This window comes from Inhella proteolytica (assembly GCF_016093275.1).
Classification (GTDB): Bacteria; Pseudomonadota; Gammaproteobacteria; order Burkholderiales; family Burkholderiaceae_C; genus Inhella; species Inhella proteolytica.
This window is the reverse complement of sequence record NZ_JAEDAK010000031.1, coordinates 1-14,985: the sequence shown is the minus strand read 5'-3', so window position 1 is coordinate 14,985 and position 14,985 is coordinate 1. Positions and strand designations below refer to the sequence as shown.

Below are 14,985 nucleotides of genomic sequence, written 5' to 3'. Positions count from 1 at the left end.
GGGCGCGCGGGTGCCGGCCCCGGCCAGGCGCTGCCACAGCCCGCGCTCGCCGCCCACCCGCACCGGCGCGGCCTGGGCCAGGCGGGCGCGGCCGCCGCCGGCGTGCAGCAGCAGGGTCAAGGGCCGCTGCATCTCGTGCAGGTGCACCGCCGCGGCCGCGTGTTCCTGCGCCGCGCGCTGGGTGACGAAGCGGTCCCACTTCGCGCCGATCCACTCTTCCATCAGTTGCCTTCCTTGCGCTGACGCAGGGTTTCGCGCAGTGCGTCCACGCCCACGGTCCAGACGAGGTTGGGGTTGCCGCCGCGCCCTGCATGGGATCCCGCGCAGGCCTGCAGGCATTGCCCGCATTGCACGCAGCTGAACATCAGGCGCTTGATCTGGCGCGGGCGCAGGCGCATCGGGCAGGCGTGTTCGCAGGCGTCGGCCTGCGGTTCGCAGCCGCGGCATTCGGCGGCGCGCGGGCGCGCAAAGCTCACCACCAGGGCCTTGGGGTTGGCCATCCAGGCCAGGCTCTGGAAGAAGCCCACCGCGCAGCCGAAGCGGCAGAACAGATGGCGGGCGAACAGCAGTTCGGCGCTGATCAGACCCCAGGCGATGAACAGAAAGCGCGCCTGGTTGGGCGTCAGGCTGGCCGTCAGCAAGCCACCCCAGATCTCGGCCGGGGGCAGCAGATAGGTGAGCAGGGTGATGGCCCAGACGAAGCCGAACAGCAGCGCGGTGGCGATGAAGGCGGGCCACCAGCGCTTCTGCGGCTGGGCGCCGGGCAGGCGCTCGCGGTCCCACAGGCTGAGCTTGCCGCTAGCCTTGGCCAGCAGGGCATTGAGGCCCTCCACCAGGCTGAAGTGCGGACACAGCCAGCCGCAGTACAGCCGGCCCCAGCGGTAGGCCACGTAGAGAAAGCCCACCACCAGCGCCACGGCCGGCAGGATGCCGCGCAGGAAGATCGACAGCGCCACCTCGTTGGCCGTGATCTGCCCGGCGCGGAAGGCGTCGATGCCCAGGGTCCAGCGCTGGCCCAGGAACCAGAGCTGGGCCTCGTGCAGATCAAAGCGCAGCAGGTTCAGTGCCGGCGCGAGCAGGAAGAGCGCGAAGAAGCCGATCTGCAGCGCGCGGCGGCGGCGCTGCAGCGTCTTGCCGTGCAGGGCGCTGGGTTCAGCGGCCACCGAGCACGGCATGCTGAACCTCGGCGAGTGCCGCGAGCGTCTGCGCGTCGTCGCTCAGCGCCTCGATGACCGCCGCACGCGCCGCCTGTGGCAGAGCCATGCCACCGGCCTGCAGGCGCGCGGCCATCACCAGCAGGCGGGTGCTGGCGGTCTCTTCCAGGTCGTGGTCGGTCAGGCGGCGCAGGGCCTGGGCCAGGCGCACCAGCTGCTGCGCCACCTCCACGCTGCAGCCGCTCTCGCTCTGCACGATGCGCGCTTCCAGCTGCGGCTCGGGGTAGCCGAGCGAAAGCGCCACGAAGCGCTGGCGCGTGCTGGGCTTCAGGCCCTTGAGCAGGTGCTGGTAGCCCGGGTTGTAGGAGAGCACCAGCATGAAGCCGGGTGCGGCTTCCAGCAGCTCGCCGCTGCGGTCCAGCGGCAGCTGGCGGCGGTCGTCGGCCAGCGGGTGCAGCACCACGGTGATGTCCTTGCGCGCCTCCACCACCTCGTCCAGGTAGAAGATGGCGCCGCTGCGCACGGCGCGGGTCAGTGGGCCGTCCACCCACACGGTGTCGCCGCCCTCGATGAGGAAGCGGCCGGTCAGGTCGGCGGCGCCCAGGTCGTCGTGGCCGCTCACGGTGATGAGCGGGCGGCCCAGGCGCGCGGCCATGTGCTCCACCAGGCGGGTCTTGCCGCAGCCGGTGGGGCCCTTCAGCAGCAGGGGCAGGCGGGCGGCGAAGGTCTGCTCGAACAGGCTCACCTCGTCGGCCTGGGGCAGGTAGCTCGGTGCCGCGGTGGTGATCGGGGCAACGGCGTGCAGGGGGCTGGTGCGCATGGCGGCTCGGGCTTGAAATCGGTCCCTGCAGACTAGGCAGGGGCTGCCCTCGCGTCCTTAAAGCGGATCAAGCGCCGCGGCATTTGCGCGCTGCCTTGCTCGTCGTCAACACCTGCTGATTACGATGCCCGCACCCAGGAGAACCCCATGTCCACAGACGAAATCCGCTTTGACGATGGCGCTGCCTACGAACACCTGATGGGCCGCTGGACGGTCAAGGTGGGGGAGCCCTTTCTGGACTGGATCGGCGTGGCGCCGGGCGGGCGCTGGTTGGACGTGGGCTGCGGCAACGGCGCCTTCACCGAGCTGCTGCTGCAAAGGGTCGCGCCGGCCGCGGTGCAGGCCATCGACCCCAGCGCCGCCCAGCTCGCCTACGCGCGCCAGCGCCTGAACGCGCCCGCGCCGGTGCAGTGGCTGCAGGGCGATGCGATGCAGCTGCCAGTGCCCAGCGCCAGCCAGGACGCCGCGGTGATGGCGCTGGTGCTGTTCTTCGTGCCCGAGCCCGCAGCCGGCCTGGCCGAGATGCTGCGCGCCGTGCGCCCCGGGGGCACGGTGGCGGCCTACCACTGGGACATCCTGAATGGCGGCTTCCCGCTCGCCGCCATCGGCGCCGAGCTGCAGCGGCGTGGCACGCCTGCCAAGCTGCCGCCCAGCGTGTCCATCTCCACGCGCGAGGCCTCCGAGGCGCTGTGGCGCGCCGCCGGCTTGCAGCAGGTGCGCACCACCACTTTCACGGTGGAGCGCGAGTTCCCCGACTTCGACGACTACTGGCGCAGCGCGGCCAGCAGCAACACCGTGCGCGCGCAGTTCGAGGCCATGGCGGCGGACGAGCTGCGGGAGCTGCGCGAGCGGGTGCGGGAGCGGCTGGGGGCGGGCAGCGGGCCGCTGCGGGTGAGTGCGCGGGCGAATGCCGTGTGTGGGGTGAGGGCCGCTTGATGGAGGTTTGGGTGCTTGCGTGAGAGCCCTCGGGGGCTTCACCCCCGAACCCCGACCCCACTTTCTTTGCTGCGCCAAAGAAAGTGGGGGCAAAGAAAGGCGCTGAATGCACGCACGCCGCCTAGGGCGGCGCGCGACTGCACGTCCGGCTCACATGGCTCCCACACCCCTCCTGGGACTGCGAAAACCTGCCCGCTAAGCTGGCCGGAGTACCGGCCGTCTAGACCACCGCAAACCATTGCGGGCTTTCTGCGATGAATGAACCCCCAACGAGCGGTTTGGCTTGGCCTGAAGCTGGTTGGGGGTCTGTTCTTCGTCGCTCCGAGGTCATGGTCCTCGCTGCCCGGGACGACCGGTACTCCGGGCGCCTTCGTCGTCCTGACCGTGGAAGTCAGATGAGGGCTCGTGTCAGTGTGAGCCCAAGCACCGCCATCACAGTTCGCCCCTAGGGCGACTGTGTTCTTGAGCGCCTTTCTTTGCCCCGCGTTTCTTTGGCGCAGCAAAGAAATGCGGGTCGGGGTTCGGGGGTGAAGCCCCCGAGGGCTGCAGCGAATGGGCAGCAAGTCCGATTCAGCGTCCCCAGCCCCAACTCCTGATGGCGCCAAAGCCACAGCCCGCACCCGCTTGAACCACTTCAAGGAAGCGCAGCCCCGCAACGGGAACCATGGCGGCGCTCTAAGCGAGGAAAGCAGCCCCCGCCGAGCCCATCCTGGTTCGATGGATCCGTGCTGCCGGGCCGCATTGCATCGGCCCTTGATGAGGAGTGCTAAGCATGTTGTCTCCCAAACTGTCCACGCTGGCCCTGGGCGCCTTGCTGGCGGTGGGGGCGCAGGCCCAGACGGGTGCGCCCGAAATGACCCCCGCCGAGATCGAGCTCGGCAAGAAGATCTACTTCGAACGCTGCGCGGGCTGCCACGGCGTGCTCCGCAAGGGTGCCACCGGCAAGAACCTGGAACCGCACTGGTCCAAGAAGGACAAGGACGGCAATGTCCAGGAGGGGGGCACGCTCAAGCTGGGCACCGGCCGCCTGGAAAAGATCATCTCGCTGGGCACCGAAGGCGGCATGGTCAATTACGACGACATCCTGTCCAAGGATGAGATCAACGTCATGGCGCGCTACATCCAGCGCACGCCCGATGTGCCGCCCGAGTTCGGCCTCAAAGACATGGAAGCCAGCTGGAAGCTGCTGGTGCCCGTGGACCAGCGCCCGAAGAAGCAGCTCAACAAGATCAACCTGAAGAACGTCTTCGCGATCACGCTGCGCGACGCCGGCAAGCTCGCGCTGGTGGACGGCGACACCAAGCAGATCTGGCAGGTGCTGGACACCGGCTATGCGGTGCACATCTCGCGCCTCTCGGCCTCCGGCCGCTACGTCTACACCGTGGGCCGCGACGGCCTGGTGACGCTGATCGACCTCTGGTACGAGACGCCCACCACCGTGGCCACGGTGAAGCTGGGTGCGGATGCGCGCTCGGTCGACACCTCCAAGTTCAAGGGCTTCGAGGACAAGTACCTGATCGGTGGCACCTACTGGCCGCCCCAGTACTCGATCATGGACGGCGAGACGCTCAAGCCGATCAAGATCGTCTCGACCCGCGGCAACACCGTGGATGGCGAGTACCACCCCGAGCCGCGCGTGGCCTCCATCGTGGCCTCGATGACCAAGCCCGAGTGGGTGGTGAACGTCAAGGAAACCGGCCAGATCATGCTGGTCGACTACAGCGACATCAAGAACCTCAAGACCACCACCATCGAGTCGGCCAAGTTCCTGCACGACGGTGGCTGGGACATGAGCAAGCGCTACTTCCTGGTCGCGGCCAATGCCTCGCACAAGATCGCCGCGGTGGACACCAAGACCGGCAAGCTGGCCGCGCTGGTGGACACCAAGAAGATCCCGCACCCGGGCCGCGGCGCCAACTTCATCCACCCGCAGTACGGTCCCGTCTGGGCCACCGGCCACCTGGGCGACGCGGTGATCACGCTGATCTCCACGCCGAGCGAGGACAAGAAGTTCGCCAAGTTCAAGGCGCACAACTGGAAGGTCGTGCAGGAGCTGAAGACCGGCGGCGCGGGCAATCTGTTCGTCAAGACGCACCCCAAGTCCACCCACCTCTGGGCCGACATGCCGATGAACCCCGAGCGTGAGAACGCCGAGGCCGTCTACGTCTACGACCTCAAGGACCTGAACAAGGCCCCGGTGAAGCTGGACGTGGCCAAGGACAGCGGCCTGCCGCAGACCAAGGCCCTGCGCCGCGCCACCCACCCCGAGTTCAACGAGGGCGGGGACGAGGTCTGGATCAGCCTGTGGGGCGGCAAGACCGACCAGAGCGCCATCGTCATCTATGACGACAAGACGCTGAAGCTGAAGAAGGTGATCACCGATCCGCGCATCGTCACGCCGACCGGCAAGTTCAACGTCTTCAACACCCAGCACGACGTGTATTGATGAGACAGGCCCCGGTGCGCAGCCGCGCGCCGGGGCCGCCACCTGACGACGATAGAACGACAAGGAGACGGCTGTGGCCTCTTCGGACCAACCCGGCGTGATCAAACGCCTCTGGCGCGGCCTGCGCACGCCCAGCCGCTTCTCACTCGGCTTCCTGCTGATCACCGGCATCGTGGCCGGCGTGGTGCTGTGGGGGGGCTTCAACACCTTGGTGGAAATGACCAACAAGGAAGCCTTCTGCATCAGCTGCCACGAGATGCGTGACAACGTCTACAAGGAATATTCCGAGAACACCATCCACTACACCAACCGTACCGGCGTGCGGGCCACCTGCCCGGACTGCCATGTGCCCAGGGAGTGGTGGCCGAAGATGAAGCGCAAGATCCAGGCCTCGCGCGAGCTCTACGGCAAGCTGGTCGGCACGATCGACACGCGCGAAAAGTTCGAGGCCAAGCGCCTGCAGCTGGCGCAGAGCGAGTGGGCGCGCATGAAGGCCGCTGATTCCCTTGAATGCCGCAACTGCCACACCCTGACCAGCATGGACAAGGAAAAGCAGAAACCCCGCGCCAAGAAGAGCCACGAGCTGGCTGCCAAGAACAACGAGACCTGCATCGATTGCCACAAGGGCATCGCTCACCACAAGCCCAAGAACATGCCCGAGGACGAGGAATAAGGAGCCCGCGCCATGATGAACAAACTCAATGCCATCGCTGCCGCCCTGCTGCTGGCCAGCGGCGTCGCCCAAGCCGCCGCGCCCGACTGGAGCAAGGTGCCGGCCGCCAAATTCACCGTCTTCTACCCCGGTGCCTCGCCGATCGAGTGGATCACCAAGGGCAGCGAACACGGCGGCGCCCGCGCCCTCAAGAAGGGCGAGAGCTGCGCCAGCTGCCACCACGAGGAAACCGCCGACATGGGCAAGAAGATGGCGACAGGGCAGAAGAACGAGCCCCATCCCATCAAGGGCAAGGCACCGGCCATTCCGGTGAGCGTGCAGGCCGCGCACGACGGCGCCAACCTCTACCTGCGCTTCAGCTGGAAGCAGCCGCCCAGCAGCGGCGGCGAGAAGATGGACAAGGACAACGCCGTCAAGCTGGCCGTCATGTTCGAGGACAACAAGATCACCCGCGCCAACCTCAGTGGCTGCTGGGAGACCTGCCACGCCGACGCCCGCACCATGCCCGAGGGCAAGGACGACAAGAAGACCAAGTACGTGGCCGAGGGCAATCTGGCTGGCGGCAAGTTCTACGACCTGATCCAGTGGACCAGCAAGGGCGGCAAGTTCGACGGCCATGTGGCCGACAAGCGCGTCATGGAAGGCGGCAAGGCCCTGGTGGACGCCAAGGGCGAGAAGAAGGGCGATGAATGGGTCGTCGTCTTCACCCGCAAGCTCAGCGGCGGCGAAGGCGATGTGACCCTGGCGCCGGGCAAGACCGTGAACTTCGGTTTTGCCATCCACGACGACCACGCCGCCGGGCGCTTCCACCAGGTGTCGCTGGGCTACACCCTCGGCCTCGACGCCAAGGCGGATCTCACCGCAGCGAAGCAGTAAGACCATGCAGCGCCGCCCCTTCTTCGGTTGGCTGGCGGTCTGTTCCCTGGGGCCTGCCCACGCGCAGGCCCCGGCGGAGCCGCACGAGGTCGCGATCCGCGACATGCAGTTCCAGCCCGCCGAGCTGGTGGTCCCCGTCGGCGCGCGTGTGCGCTGGACCAACCACGAGAAGCGCACCAGCCACTCCATGCTGTTCCGCGACATGCCCGAGAGCGAGCGCCTTCTGCCCGGTGAAAGCTGGGAGCGGGTGTTCGAGAAGGCTGGCGACTACCCCTATGTGTGCGGGCCACACCCGGAGATGACGGGGATGGTGCGGGTGCGCGGCTGAGCCGCCCGGGCACCGCCCCGGATTCGCTTCAGATCAGGCCGCGGCCAGCAGCCGCACCCCGACGATCAAGCCAATCACCAGCAGCAGCCAGCCCAGCACGAACCAGCGCCACAGCCGCGGCGCCTCGCGCAACTCCATGAAGTCCAGCGCGATGCCCGCGCCCTTCACAAGCGCCAGCACTAGGACGAACGTGGCCGAGGACGAGCCCGCGCTGCGCAGCCAGCCCGATTCACCGACCGCCCAGGTCAGCGCCGTGGCCAGCAGCAGACCCAGGCCGACGAAGTCGAGGCGCAAAAATCTCATTTCATGGCCTTCCGTGTGTTCGGGTCCATGCTCGACATGACGCAGGCGTGACCCAGTGCCACCGCGGAACCGGCTTTGCCGGGCCGCTGGTGGCGCCCCCTGGGGGGAGGCGCCGTAGGCGCTTCGGGGGGGGCATCACCGCAAGACGTAGACCAGAGGGAAGAGCACGATCCACATCAGGTCCACCATGTGCCAGAAGGCTGCCACGGTCTCGGGTGCGTGGGCGTCGCCGCGGCTCCAGCGGCCATCGCGCGCCAGCCAGGCCAGCGTGGCCAGCATCAGCAGCGCGGCCAGCACATGCATGACGTGAAAGCCCGTCAGCATGAAATAGAGCAGGAAGAAGGGGTTCTCCGACAGGTCCTGCTCGCCGCCCGGCAGGCCGGCGTATTCCAGGGCCTTGCTGACCAGGAAGAGCAGGCCGCACAGCGCACCGCCGGCCAGGCCGGCCACGCCGCCGCGCGTGTGGCCGGCACGCAGCGCGTGCACGCCGCGCGCCACGGCCCAGCTGCCGACCAGCAGCACGGCGGTGTTCAGGGCGCCGGCACCCAGGTGCAGCACGGCCTGGCCCTCGGCGAACACGGCGGGCTGGCGGGCCCGGGCCACGGCGAACACCACGAACATCAGGCCGAAGGTCAGCATCTCGATGCCGATCAGCAGCCACATGGCGAGGTCGCCGCGCAGCTCCGGTGCGGGCGGGTCGAGGGGGGTGGGTTGGATCAGGGGCGCAGCCATGGAGCTCAGTGGACGTGCGGATGATGCTGCCCACCTGCGACCGCGGCTGCCATGGCCTGGATCAAGTGGGGCGCTCTGCTCCCGCGTCGCCCCGCGCTGCAAAGCGCAGCGTGATGCGCGCCCCGCCCAGCTGCGGCGCGGCATCGATGGCGAGCCGCGCGCCATGCCAGTCCGCAATGCGGGCCACGATGGCCAGACCCAGGCCGTGGCCGGCACGCTCGTCGCCGCCGCGCACAAAGGGCTTGAGCACGGATTCGCGCTCGGCCGGGGCTATGCCGGGGCCGTCGTCTTCGACGCCAAGCAGAGCCGCGTCACCCTCGGGCTTGAGCGAGATGCGCACCGTCGTGCGCGCGTAGCGGAAGGCGTTCTGCAGCAGGTTGTCGAGCAGCATGCGCAGGGCATGGGGGTCGCCGCACACCTGCAGATCCTGCAGATCGTCCAGCTGCAGCTGCGGACCGCCGCCCGTCCAGGCCGCAGCGGCCAGCGTACTCTCGATCAGGGCTCGCAGCGCCAGCGGCTGCTCGGGCCGCTGTGTGCGCAGCTGCTCCAGCCGAGCGTAGCCGAGCAGCAGCTCGACCAGCGACTCCATGGCCGCGATGTCGCGGCTGAGGTGCTGGCGATAGCGTTCACGCACGGCCGCGTCCTGCGTCTCACCCAGGGCCTCGATGCCGAAGCGCAGGCGGGCGAGTGGCGTGCGCAGATCGTGCGAGACCGCGTTGCCCAGCAGGCGGTTGTCCTCGATCAGGGTCTGGATCCGCTGCGCCATGCGGTTGAACTCGGCCTCGATCTCGGCGATATAGGAGCCGGCGCTGGGTTCGACGCGACGTTCCAGCTCGCCCTGCCCAAAGCCGCGCGCGGCCTGGCGCAGGCGCTCCAGGCGCTGCAGCAAGGGGCGCAGCCAGAGCAGCAAAAAGCCCAGCAGGCCCAGATAGAACAGCAGGGTCAGGGCCAGGCTCAGGCCCTGGCCGTCGTCGCGTGCCCGGGCCTCGGGCGGCAGTTGCAGGCTCAGCAGGCGCTCGCCATCGGGCAGGCGCAGATGCAGGTGCAGGCCCCGTTCGGTTTCCAGCAGCAGGGGCTGGCCGCGCTCGAAGTCGCCGCGCAGATCGGGCGGCAGGGGCAGGGCGTCGAGGGGCAGCAGGGTCAGCCCGGCCGGCAGGGGCTCGCCGTCCTTGCGGTTCAGCACCGCAGCCAGGGCCTGGGCGACGGCGGTGCTCTGCGGCCAGACCTCGGGCTGGGCCGGTGTGCTGCTCAGGCGCTCGTGCAGCAACTCGATCAGCAGGCCCAGGCCCAGGCAGGCCAGCAGCAGGCCGGCCGCCAGGGTGCTGCCGAGGCGCTTGCCCCATCCGGAGCGTGGCCGCTTCATGCCGCCCAGCCCTCGGGGGCCAGCAGGTAACCGACGCCCCAGACGGTCTTGAAACGTTGCGGCGCCTCCGGGTCATCGCCGAACTTGCGGCGCAGGCGCGAGAGCGTCATGTCCACCGAGCGGTCGAAGCCGTCGTAGTCGATGCCACGCAGGACTTCGATCAGGCGGCGCCGCGTCACCGCCGTGCCGGCGTGTTCGACCAGCAGCGCCAGCACATCGAATTCCTGTGAACTCAGGCCCACCGCCTTCCCCTGCCAGGAGGCGCTGCGCGAGGCCAGGTCCAGGCGCAGCGCACCCACCGTGCGCAGTTGCACCGGCAGGGCCGCGGCCTGGGCGTCGCGGCGCAGCAGGGCGCGCACGCGCGCCAGCAGCACCTGGGGGCGCACCGGCTTGCTCAGGAAGTCGTCGGCGCCCAGCTCCAGGCTGCGCACCTCGTCGGCCTCGCTGTCGCTGGCGGTCAGCATCAGCACCGGGCGGCGGCTGAAGCGGCGCATGGCCTGGCAGACGCGAAAGCCGTCCAGCCCGGGCAGATGCAGGTCAAGCACAACGAGGTCCGGCAGGTCTTGCTCGATCAGCTGCAGCGCCGTGTCGCCACGGTTGGCACAGCTGACCACAAAGCCCTGCGCGCTCAGGTAGTCGGCGATCCACTCTGCCAGCGAACGGTCGTCCTCGACCAGCAGGATGTGCGCGCTCATGAGGACACGCAGGGCCGCCCCAAGTTCCTCAACCCCCTTGGAGGGCGGGCTGGGCGTCGTCCAGACCCGGGGGCGCTCAAAACAACCTCCAGCTGCCGCGGGCCCGGCGCTCGCTGCGGTAGACCCAAGCGATCTCGACCCGGCCCTGCGCAACCAGCAGGCCGTCGGGGCTGCGGCGCAGCTCCAGCAGCACATCGCTGCTGGCCTGCATGGGCAGCTCCAGCTGGCCCTCGCTGCCCAGTGGCCAGCAATGCAGCGGGGCCTCGGCAGCACCGCCCCGATGCAGGCAGTAGCGCGCCGGCTGGCGCGCCTGCCAGCGCAGTCGGGCGTCGAAATGGCAGCTCTGGCCGCGGTGCAGGGCCACGCATTGCACCGGGGCCAGCTCCAGCGTGGCCAGAGGGGCCTCGGCCCGCGCGAAGACCATGACGGCGAGCAGGACCAGCGTGGCCAGGAGCGGCTTAGAAGACATGGCTGACGCTGAGCAGCAGGCTGGTGGCCGTGCGCTTCGGGTCGCTCCAGCGCGAGCTGTCGCGGACGGTGCTGGGGTTGCGGATGGCGCGCAGGGTGGAACGCAGCACCCAGTCACGCGCCAGCGGATAGCTGGCCCCCACCTCGGCCGCCCCACCCCAGCCGGCGCCGGCGCGGTAGGCCGCGAGCCCCGTCACGGCCGACTGCTGGGCGCTGACGCCGTGGTAGTAGTCGAGCACCTTGGCGCTGCTGTAGTTGAGCCCGGCCAGCGCATGCAGGTTCCAGTTGCCATGCTGCCAGGCGCGACCCAGCTGGGCCGAGGCGCCAAAGCCATCGTGGCGGCCGCTCACATCCTTCCAGGCGTTGAACTGCCACACGGCGGCGCCGGCAGTGCCCGACAGGCGCAGGCCGGCCACCCGGTCGGCCTGGGTGTCCAGCACGCGCCAGGCCGCGCCTTCATGGCGTGTGCGCTGGTGCTTGGAGGTCAGCAGCAGGTCCAGCGACCAGTCCGGCTGCTCCACCAGGCCGTAACCCAGCACCAGACCATGGGCGTCCTCGGCATGGTTCTCGATGAAGACGCCCTTCCATTGGAAGCAGCCGTTGATGATGGCCGCCAAGCCCAGCGGGTCTGCGTCGAGGCCATGGCGCTTGGGGCCGTTGGCGGCCCGCAGACCGAGGCCGAGCTCCAGGTAATTGCCTTCGGCGCTCTCGCCGCGGCGCAGCTCGCGACCGATGTCCTCGGCGGCTGCGGGGCCGGTCATCAGCGCGGCAACAAGCAGGAGGGCGGCGCGCTGTGGGGCGGTGTTTCTCATCACGATTCCAGGGAAGTTGCGAAGTGCGGACGCAGTCTCCCCAGCGGTGCAAAAGGAATCTGTAACGCGCCGTCAAAGCGGTCTGTGTTCGGGGCGCGGAGTCTGGCACAGGCACGCAGCGATCCGCGCCAGCCAAAAAGCACAAGGCCCGGCAAGCCGGGCCTTGTTCAATCAAGCAGAGATCTCAGCGCCGCATCAGGCCCGCGCCAGCTCCCCCACCGGCTCGTCCTCTTCACGCGCGGTGATGAAGAAGCTGCTCAGCCACATCAGCAGGCCGACCAGGAAGCCCACGCCACCGGCCAGACGGATCCAGTAGAAGAAGCGCAGCTGGTCTTGCGTCTGCATGAAGCCCATCGCGCCTTCGGTGGGGATGCGTTGCAGCCAGATCTGCAGGATGCCCGCACCGGTCAGGGCCAGCACCATCACGCCCATGCCGATGGTCATCACCCAGAAGCTCCACATCTCCACGCTCTGGGCGCGGCGCGGGTTGGCCTCACGGCCGCGCAGGATCGGCATGGCGTAGCTGATGAAGGCGATCACCACCATCACGTAGGCGCCGTAGAAGGCCAGGTGGCCGTGCGCCGCGGTGATCTGGCTGCCGTGGGTGTAGTAGTTGACCGGGCTCAGGGTGTGGATGAAGCCCCACAGGCCGGCACCCAGGAAGCCCATCACCGCGCAACCCACCGTCCACAGCACCGCCGCCTGGTTCGGGTGCTCGCGCTTGCGGCGCTGCACCATGTTGAAGGCGAACAGGGTCATCATGAAGAACGGGATCGGTTCCAGCGCGCTGAAGACCGAGCCGATCCACTGCCAGTAGCCGGGCAGGCCGATGAAGTAGAAGTGGTGGCCGGTGCCCAGGATGCCGGTGACCAGGGCGAAGGTGATGATCAGGTACAGCCACTTGTCGATGATCTCGCGGTCCACGCCGGTGGTCTTGACCAGCAGGAAGGCCAGCATCGCGCCGAGGATCAGCTCCCAGGTGCCTTCCACCCAGAGGTGGACGACGAACCACCAGTACATCTTGTCGCGCACCAGGTTGCTGGGGTTGACGAAGCTGAACAGGAACATCAGCGCGAGGCCCCACAGGCCCATCAGCATCACCATGCTCACGGCCGTCTTGCGGCCCTTGAGCACCGTCATGCTGATGTTGAACAGGAAGCCCAGGGCGACGACCACGATGCCGAGCTTGGTCGGCAGCGGCTGCTCCAGGAACTCCCGGCCCATGGTGGCCACCAGGTCATTGCCGGTGGCCGCCGCCAGCGTGGCGTAGGGCACCAGCAGGTAGCCGAGGATGGTCAGCGCGCCGGCCACCAGGAAGGTCCAGAACAGGATGATGGCCAGCTTCGGGCTGTAGAGCTCGGTCTCAGCCTCCTCGGGGACCATGTAGTAGGCCGCCCCCATGAAGCCCATCAGCAGCCACACGATCAGCAGGTTCGTGTGCACCATGCGGGCGATGTTGAAGGGGATGGCGGGGAACAGCAGGTCGCCGACCAGGTACTGCAGGCCGAGCGCCACGCCGAACAGGATCTGCCCGAGGAAGAGCCCGATCGCGCCCATGAAGTACAGGCGCGAGACGGCCTGCGACGAATACTTGATTTGTGTCGTTGCCATGGTGGTTTCAGCCTTCAATGTTGGGCGGCCACTGCTCGGTGTTGACCTTGCTCGTCCACTTGAGGAACTCGGTCAGGTCGTCGAGCTGCTGGTCGTTCAGATGGAAGTTCGGCATCTGGCGACGGCCCGGCGCGCCGGTCGGCTGGGACTTGATCCAAGCCTTGATGAAGTCCGGTCCGCGGCGGGTGTACACATTGCCCAGCTCGGGCGCGAAGTACGCGCCCTCGCCCAGCAGGGTGTGGCAGCCGATGCAGTTGCGCGTTTCCCAGATGTGTTTGCCCCGCACCACCGCCGGCGTGAGCTCGGCGACGTTGGAGCGCTGCGGGATCCGCTGCTCGGTGTGGAACACGATCACTGCGAACAGCAGTGCAAAGAAGACCGTCCCACCGTAAAAGATGTTGCGAGCGGTCTGGCTGGTGAGTCCTCGGCTCATAGGGCGCCTTTCGGTTGCGCGAGTTTTTGGAAGGTGCCGCCAGCGTAGGCAGCGCTCCGGTGCGCGTCCTTGAAGCGCTTCAAGGATTGGCGTCCGGCAGGGGGGCCGGGCAAGAATTGGCGCTCGGGCAGTGAGCGGGGAGTGCGGGCATGGGGCAAGGGATAGGGCGGGCGCTGGCCTTGGGCCTGCTGATCTGGGTGGCTGAGGGGCTTGCGCGGGCCGACGCGCCGCGCGTGGCCCTGGTGGTGGGCAATGCGGCCTACCCGCAACAGGGTCTGGCCAATCCGCGCAACGACGCCCGCGCGGTGGCGGAACTGCTGCAGCGCGCGGGCTTCGAGGTCGACCTGCGGCTGGACCAGGCGCGCGAGCCCCTGGCGCAGGCGCTGGCCGGCTTCGGGCGCCGGCTGCGCGATCCGCAGATCCGGCTGGCGGTGTTCTTCTACGCCGGGCATGGTCTGCAGATGGACAACCGCAACTTTCTGGTGCCGGTGGACGCGCAGGTCCGCCGCGCCGAGGACGTGCCGCGGCAGACCGTCGATGCCAGCGAGCTGATCCGCTACATGGACCAGGCGCGCGACCGCAGCCTGATCGCCATCCTCGATGCCTGCCGCGACGACCCCTTCGCCGGCAGCTACCGCCCGCCCGCGCGCGGGCTCAGCCCCTTCGACGCCCCTTCCGGCAGCCTGCTGGCCTACTCCACGGCGCCGGGCCATGTGGCTTACGACGGCACGGGCAGCAACAGCCTCTACACCCTGAACCTGGTGCGCGAGCTGGCCGTGCCCGACACCACGCTGGAGGACGCCTTCAAGCGCGTGCGCCTGAACGTGCGCCTGGGCTCCAAGAACCGCCAGATCCCCTGGGAAAGCACCTCGCTGGAGCAGTCGGTGATCCTGTTCCCGCAGAAGCGGGCCCCGCTCAACGACGCCGAGCTGGAGCGCCGCTTCGAGGAGGAGATGGGCCGTTGGAATGAGGTCCGGCGCAGCCAGGACGTGGAGCGTCTGGCCGAGTTCATCCGCAGCTACCCGAGCGGCCACGCCAGCGAGCTGGCCCAGGCCCGGCTGGACCGGCTGCTGCAGATCGAGGCGGAACGGCTGGCGCGCGAGCGGGAGCAGCAAGCGCAGCAGGAGCTCGCGCAGGCGCAGGCGGCGCAGCGCGAGCGTGTGGCCGAGGCCGAACGGGAGGCGCAGCGCCTGGCGCAGGCCCGCGAGGAGGCCGTGCGCGCCGCCCGGGAGGGCCAGGCCGCGCTGGAGCAGGCCCAGCGCCTGGCGCGCGAGCGTGCCGACCGCGAGCGCTTGGCGGCGCTGGAGCGGGCGCAGCGCGAGCGTGCGGCCGCGG

Annotated in this window: 16 protein-coding genes and 1 pseudogene; 6 read left to right on the top strand and 11 right to left on the bottom strand. The window is 68.8% G+C overall.

What is annotated here, in order from left to right; translation table 11 throughout:
* From I7X39_RS22720 to I7X39_RS22710, 3 genes and pseudogenes are all read right to left on the bottom strand, one after another.
* Positions 1 to 222, bottom strand: a pseudogene (locus tag I7X39_RS22720) (nitric oxide reductase activation protein NorD); the annotation flags it as partial.
* Positions 222 to 1,163 (bottom strand): 4Fe-4S binding protein, encoded by a 942-nt coding sequence (locus I7X39_RS22715; protein WP_310739960.1) that lies wholly within the window; start codon positions 1,161 to 1,163, stop codon positions 222 to 224. The pseudogene I7X39_RS22720 and the gene I7X39_RS22715, both read right to left, overlap by 1 nt.
* Positions 1,153 to 1,974, bottom strand: coding sequence for a CbbQ/NirQ/NorQ/GpvN family protein (locus tag I7X39_RS22710; protein WP_198113652.1), 822 nt, complete (start codon positions 1,972 to 1,974; stop codon positions 1,153 to 1,155). The genes I7X39_RS22715 and I7X39_RS22710 overlap by 11 nt, the downstream gene beginning before the upstream one ends.
* Before the next feature lie 147 nt (positions 1,975 to 2,121).
* Between I7X39_RS22710 and I7X39_RS22705 the strand changes: the two genes are divergently transcribed.
* The 5 genes from I7X39_RS22705 (at position 2,122) to I7X39_RS22685 (ending at position 7,233) form a co-directional block, all read left to right on the top strand.
* Positions 2,122 to 2,910, top strand: coding sequence for a class I SAM-dependent methyltransferase (locus I7X39_RS22705; RefSeq protein WP_198113651.1), 789 nt, complete (start codon positions 2,122 to 2,124; stop codon positions 2,908 to 2,910).
* Between the two features lie 772 nt (positions 2,911 to 3,682).
* On the top strand, positions 3,683 to 5,356 hold the full coding sequence (locus tag I7X39_RS22700; RefSeq protein WP_198113650.1) for a cytochrome D1 domain-containing protein: 1,674 nt from the start codon (positions 3,683 to 3,685) through the stop codon (positions 5,354 to 5,356).
* A gap of 73 nt (positions 5,357 to 5,429) precedes the next feature.
* Entirely contained in the window at positions 5,430 to 6,029 is a 600-nt protein-coding gene (locus tag I7X39_RS22695) for a NapC/NirT family cytochrome c (protein WP_198113649.1), read from the top strand.
* Between the two features lie 12 nt (positions 6,030 to 6,041).
* On the top strand, positions 6,042 to 6,905 hold the full coding sequence (locus I7X39_RS22690) for an ethylbenzene dehydrogenase-related protein (protein WP_198113648.1): 864 nt from the start codon (positions 6,042 to 6,044) through the stop codon (positions 6,903 to 6,905).
* A gap of 4 nt (positions 6,906 to 6,909) precedes the next feature.
* A complete protein-coding gene (locus I7X39_RS22685) occupies positions 6,910 to 7,233 on the top strand; it encodes a cupredoxin domain-containing protein (protein ID WP_198113647.1) in 324 nt (107 codons plus the stop codon).
* Between the two features lie 33 nt (positions 7,234 to 7,266).
* Here I7X39_RS22685 and I7X39_RS22680 read toward each other — a convergent pair whose 3' ends face one another.
* The 8 genes from I7X39_RS22680 to I7X39_RS22645 all read right to left on the bottom strand — a co-directional run bounded on the left by I7X39_RS22680 (position 7,267) and on the right by I7X39_RS22645 (position 13,650).
* Positions 7,267 to 7,536 carry a cytochrome C oxidase subunit IV family protein gene (locus I7X39_RS22680; RefSeq protein WP_198113646.1) on the bottom strand — a complete coding sequence of 90 codons (270 nt, stop codon included), beginning with the start codon at positions 7,534 to 7,536 and terminating at the stop codon, positions 7,267 to 7,269.
* A gap of 135 nt (positions 7,537 to 7,671) precedes the next feature.
* Positions 7,672 to 8,268 (bottom strand): cytochrome c oxidase subunit 3, encoded by a 597-nt coding sequence (locus tag I7X39_RS22675; RefSeq protein ID WP_198113645.1) that lies wholly within the window; start codon positions 8,266 to 8,268, stop codon positions 7,672 to 7,674.
* Between the two features lie 61 nt (positions 8,269 to 8,329).
* Positions 8,330 to 9,631 (bottom strand): ATP-binding protein, encoded by a 1,302-nt coding sequence (locus tag I7X39_RS22670; protein WP_198113644.1) that lies wholly within the window; start codon positions 9,629 to 9,631, stop codon positions 8,330 to 8,332.
* Positions 9,628 to 10,326 carry a response regulator transcription factor gene (locus I7X39_RS22665; protein WP_198113643.1) on the bottom strand — a complete coding sequence of 233 codons (699 nt, stop codon included), beginning with the start codon at positions 10,324 to 10,326 and terminating at the stop codon, positions 9,628 to 9,630. Before I7X39_RS22665 ends, I7X39_RS22670 begins: the two co-directional genes overlap by 4 nt.
* A gap of 76 nt (positions 10,327 to 10,402) precedes the next feature.
* Positions 10,403 to 10,795 (bottom strand): DUF3019 domain-containing protein, encoded by a 393-nt coding sequence (locus I7X39_RS22660; RefSeq protein WP_198113642.1) that lies wholly within the window; start codon positions 10,793 to 10,795, stop codon positions 10,403 to 10,405.
* A complete protein-coding gene (locus I7X39_RS22655) occupies positions 10,785 to 11,606 on the bottom strand; it encodes a MipA/OmpV family protein (protein ID WP_198113641.1) in 822 nt (273 codons plus the stop codon). Before I7X39_RS22655 ends, I7X39_RS22660 begins: the two co-directional genes overlap by 11 nt.
* Before the next feature lie 195 nt (positions 11,607 to 11,801).
* Entirely contained in the window at positions 11,802 to 13,217 is a 1,416-nt protein-coding gene (locus I7X39_RS22650; RefSeq protein ID WP_198113640.1) for a cbb3-type cytochrome c oxidase subunit I, read from the bottom strand.
* A 7-nt stretch (positions 13,218 to 13,224) separates the two neighbouring features.
* Positions 13,225 to 13,650 carry a c-type cytochrome gene (locus tag I7X39_RS22645; protein WP_198113639.1) on the bottom strand — a complete coding sequence of 142 codons (426 nt, stop codon included), beginning with the start codon at positions 13,648 to 13,650 and terminating at the stop codon, positions 13,225 to 13,227.
* A gap of 149 nt (positions 13,651 to 13,799) precedes the next feature.
* Here I7X39_RS22645 and I7X39_RS22640 point away from each other — a divergent pair.
* The coding region (locus tag I7X39_RS22640) for a caspase family protein (RefSeq protein ID WP_198113638.1) at positions 13,800 to 14,985 on the top strand (1,186 nt) is incomplete at its 3' end.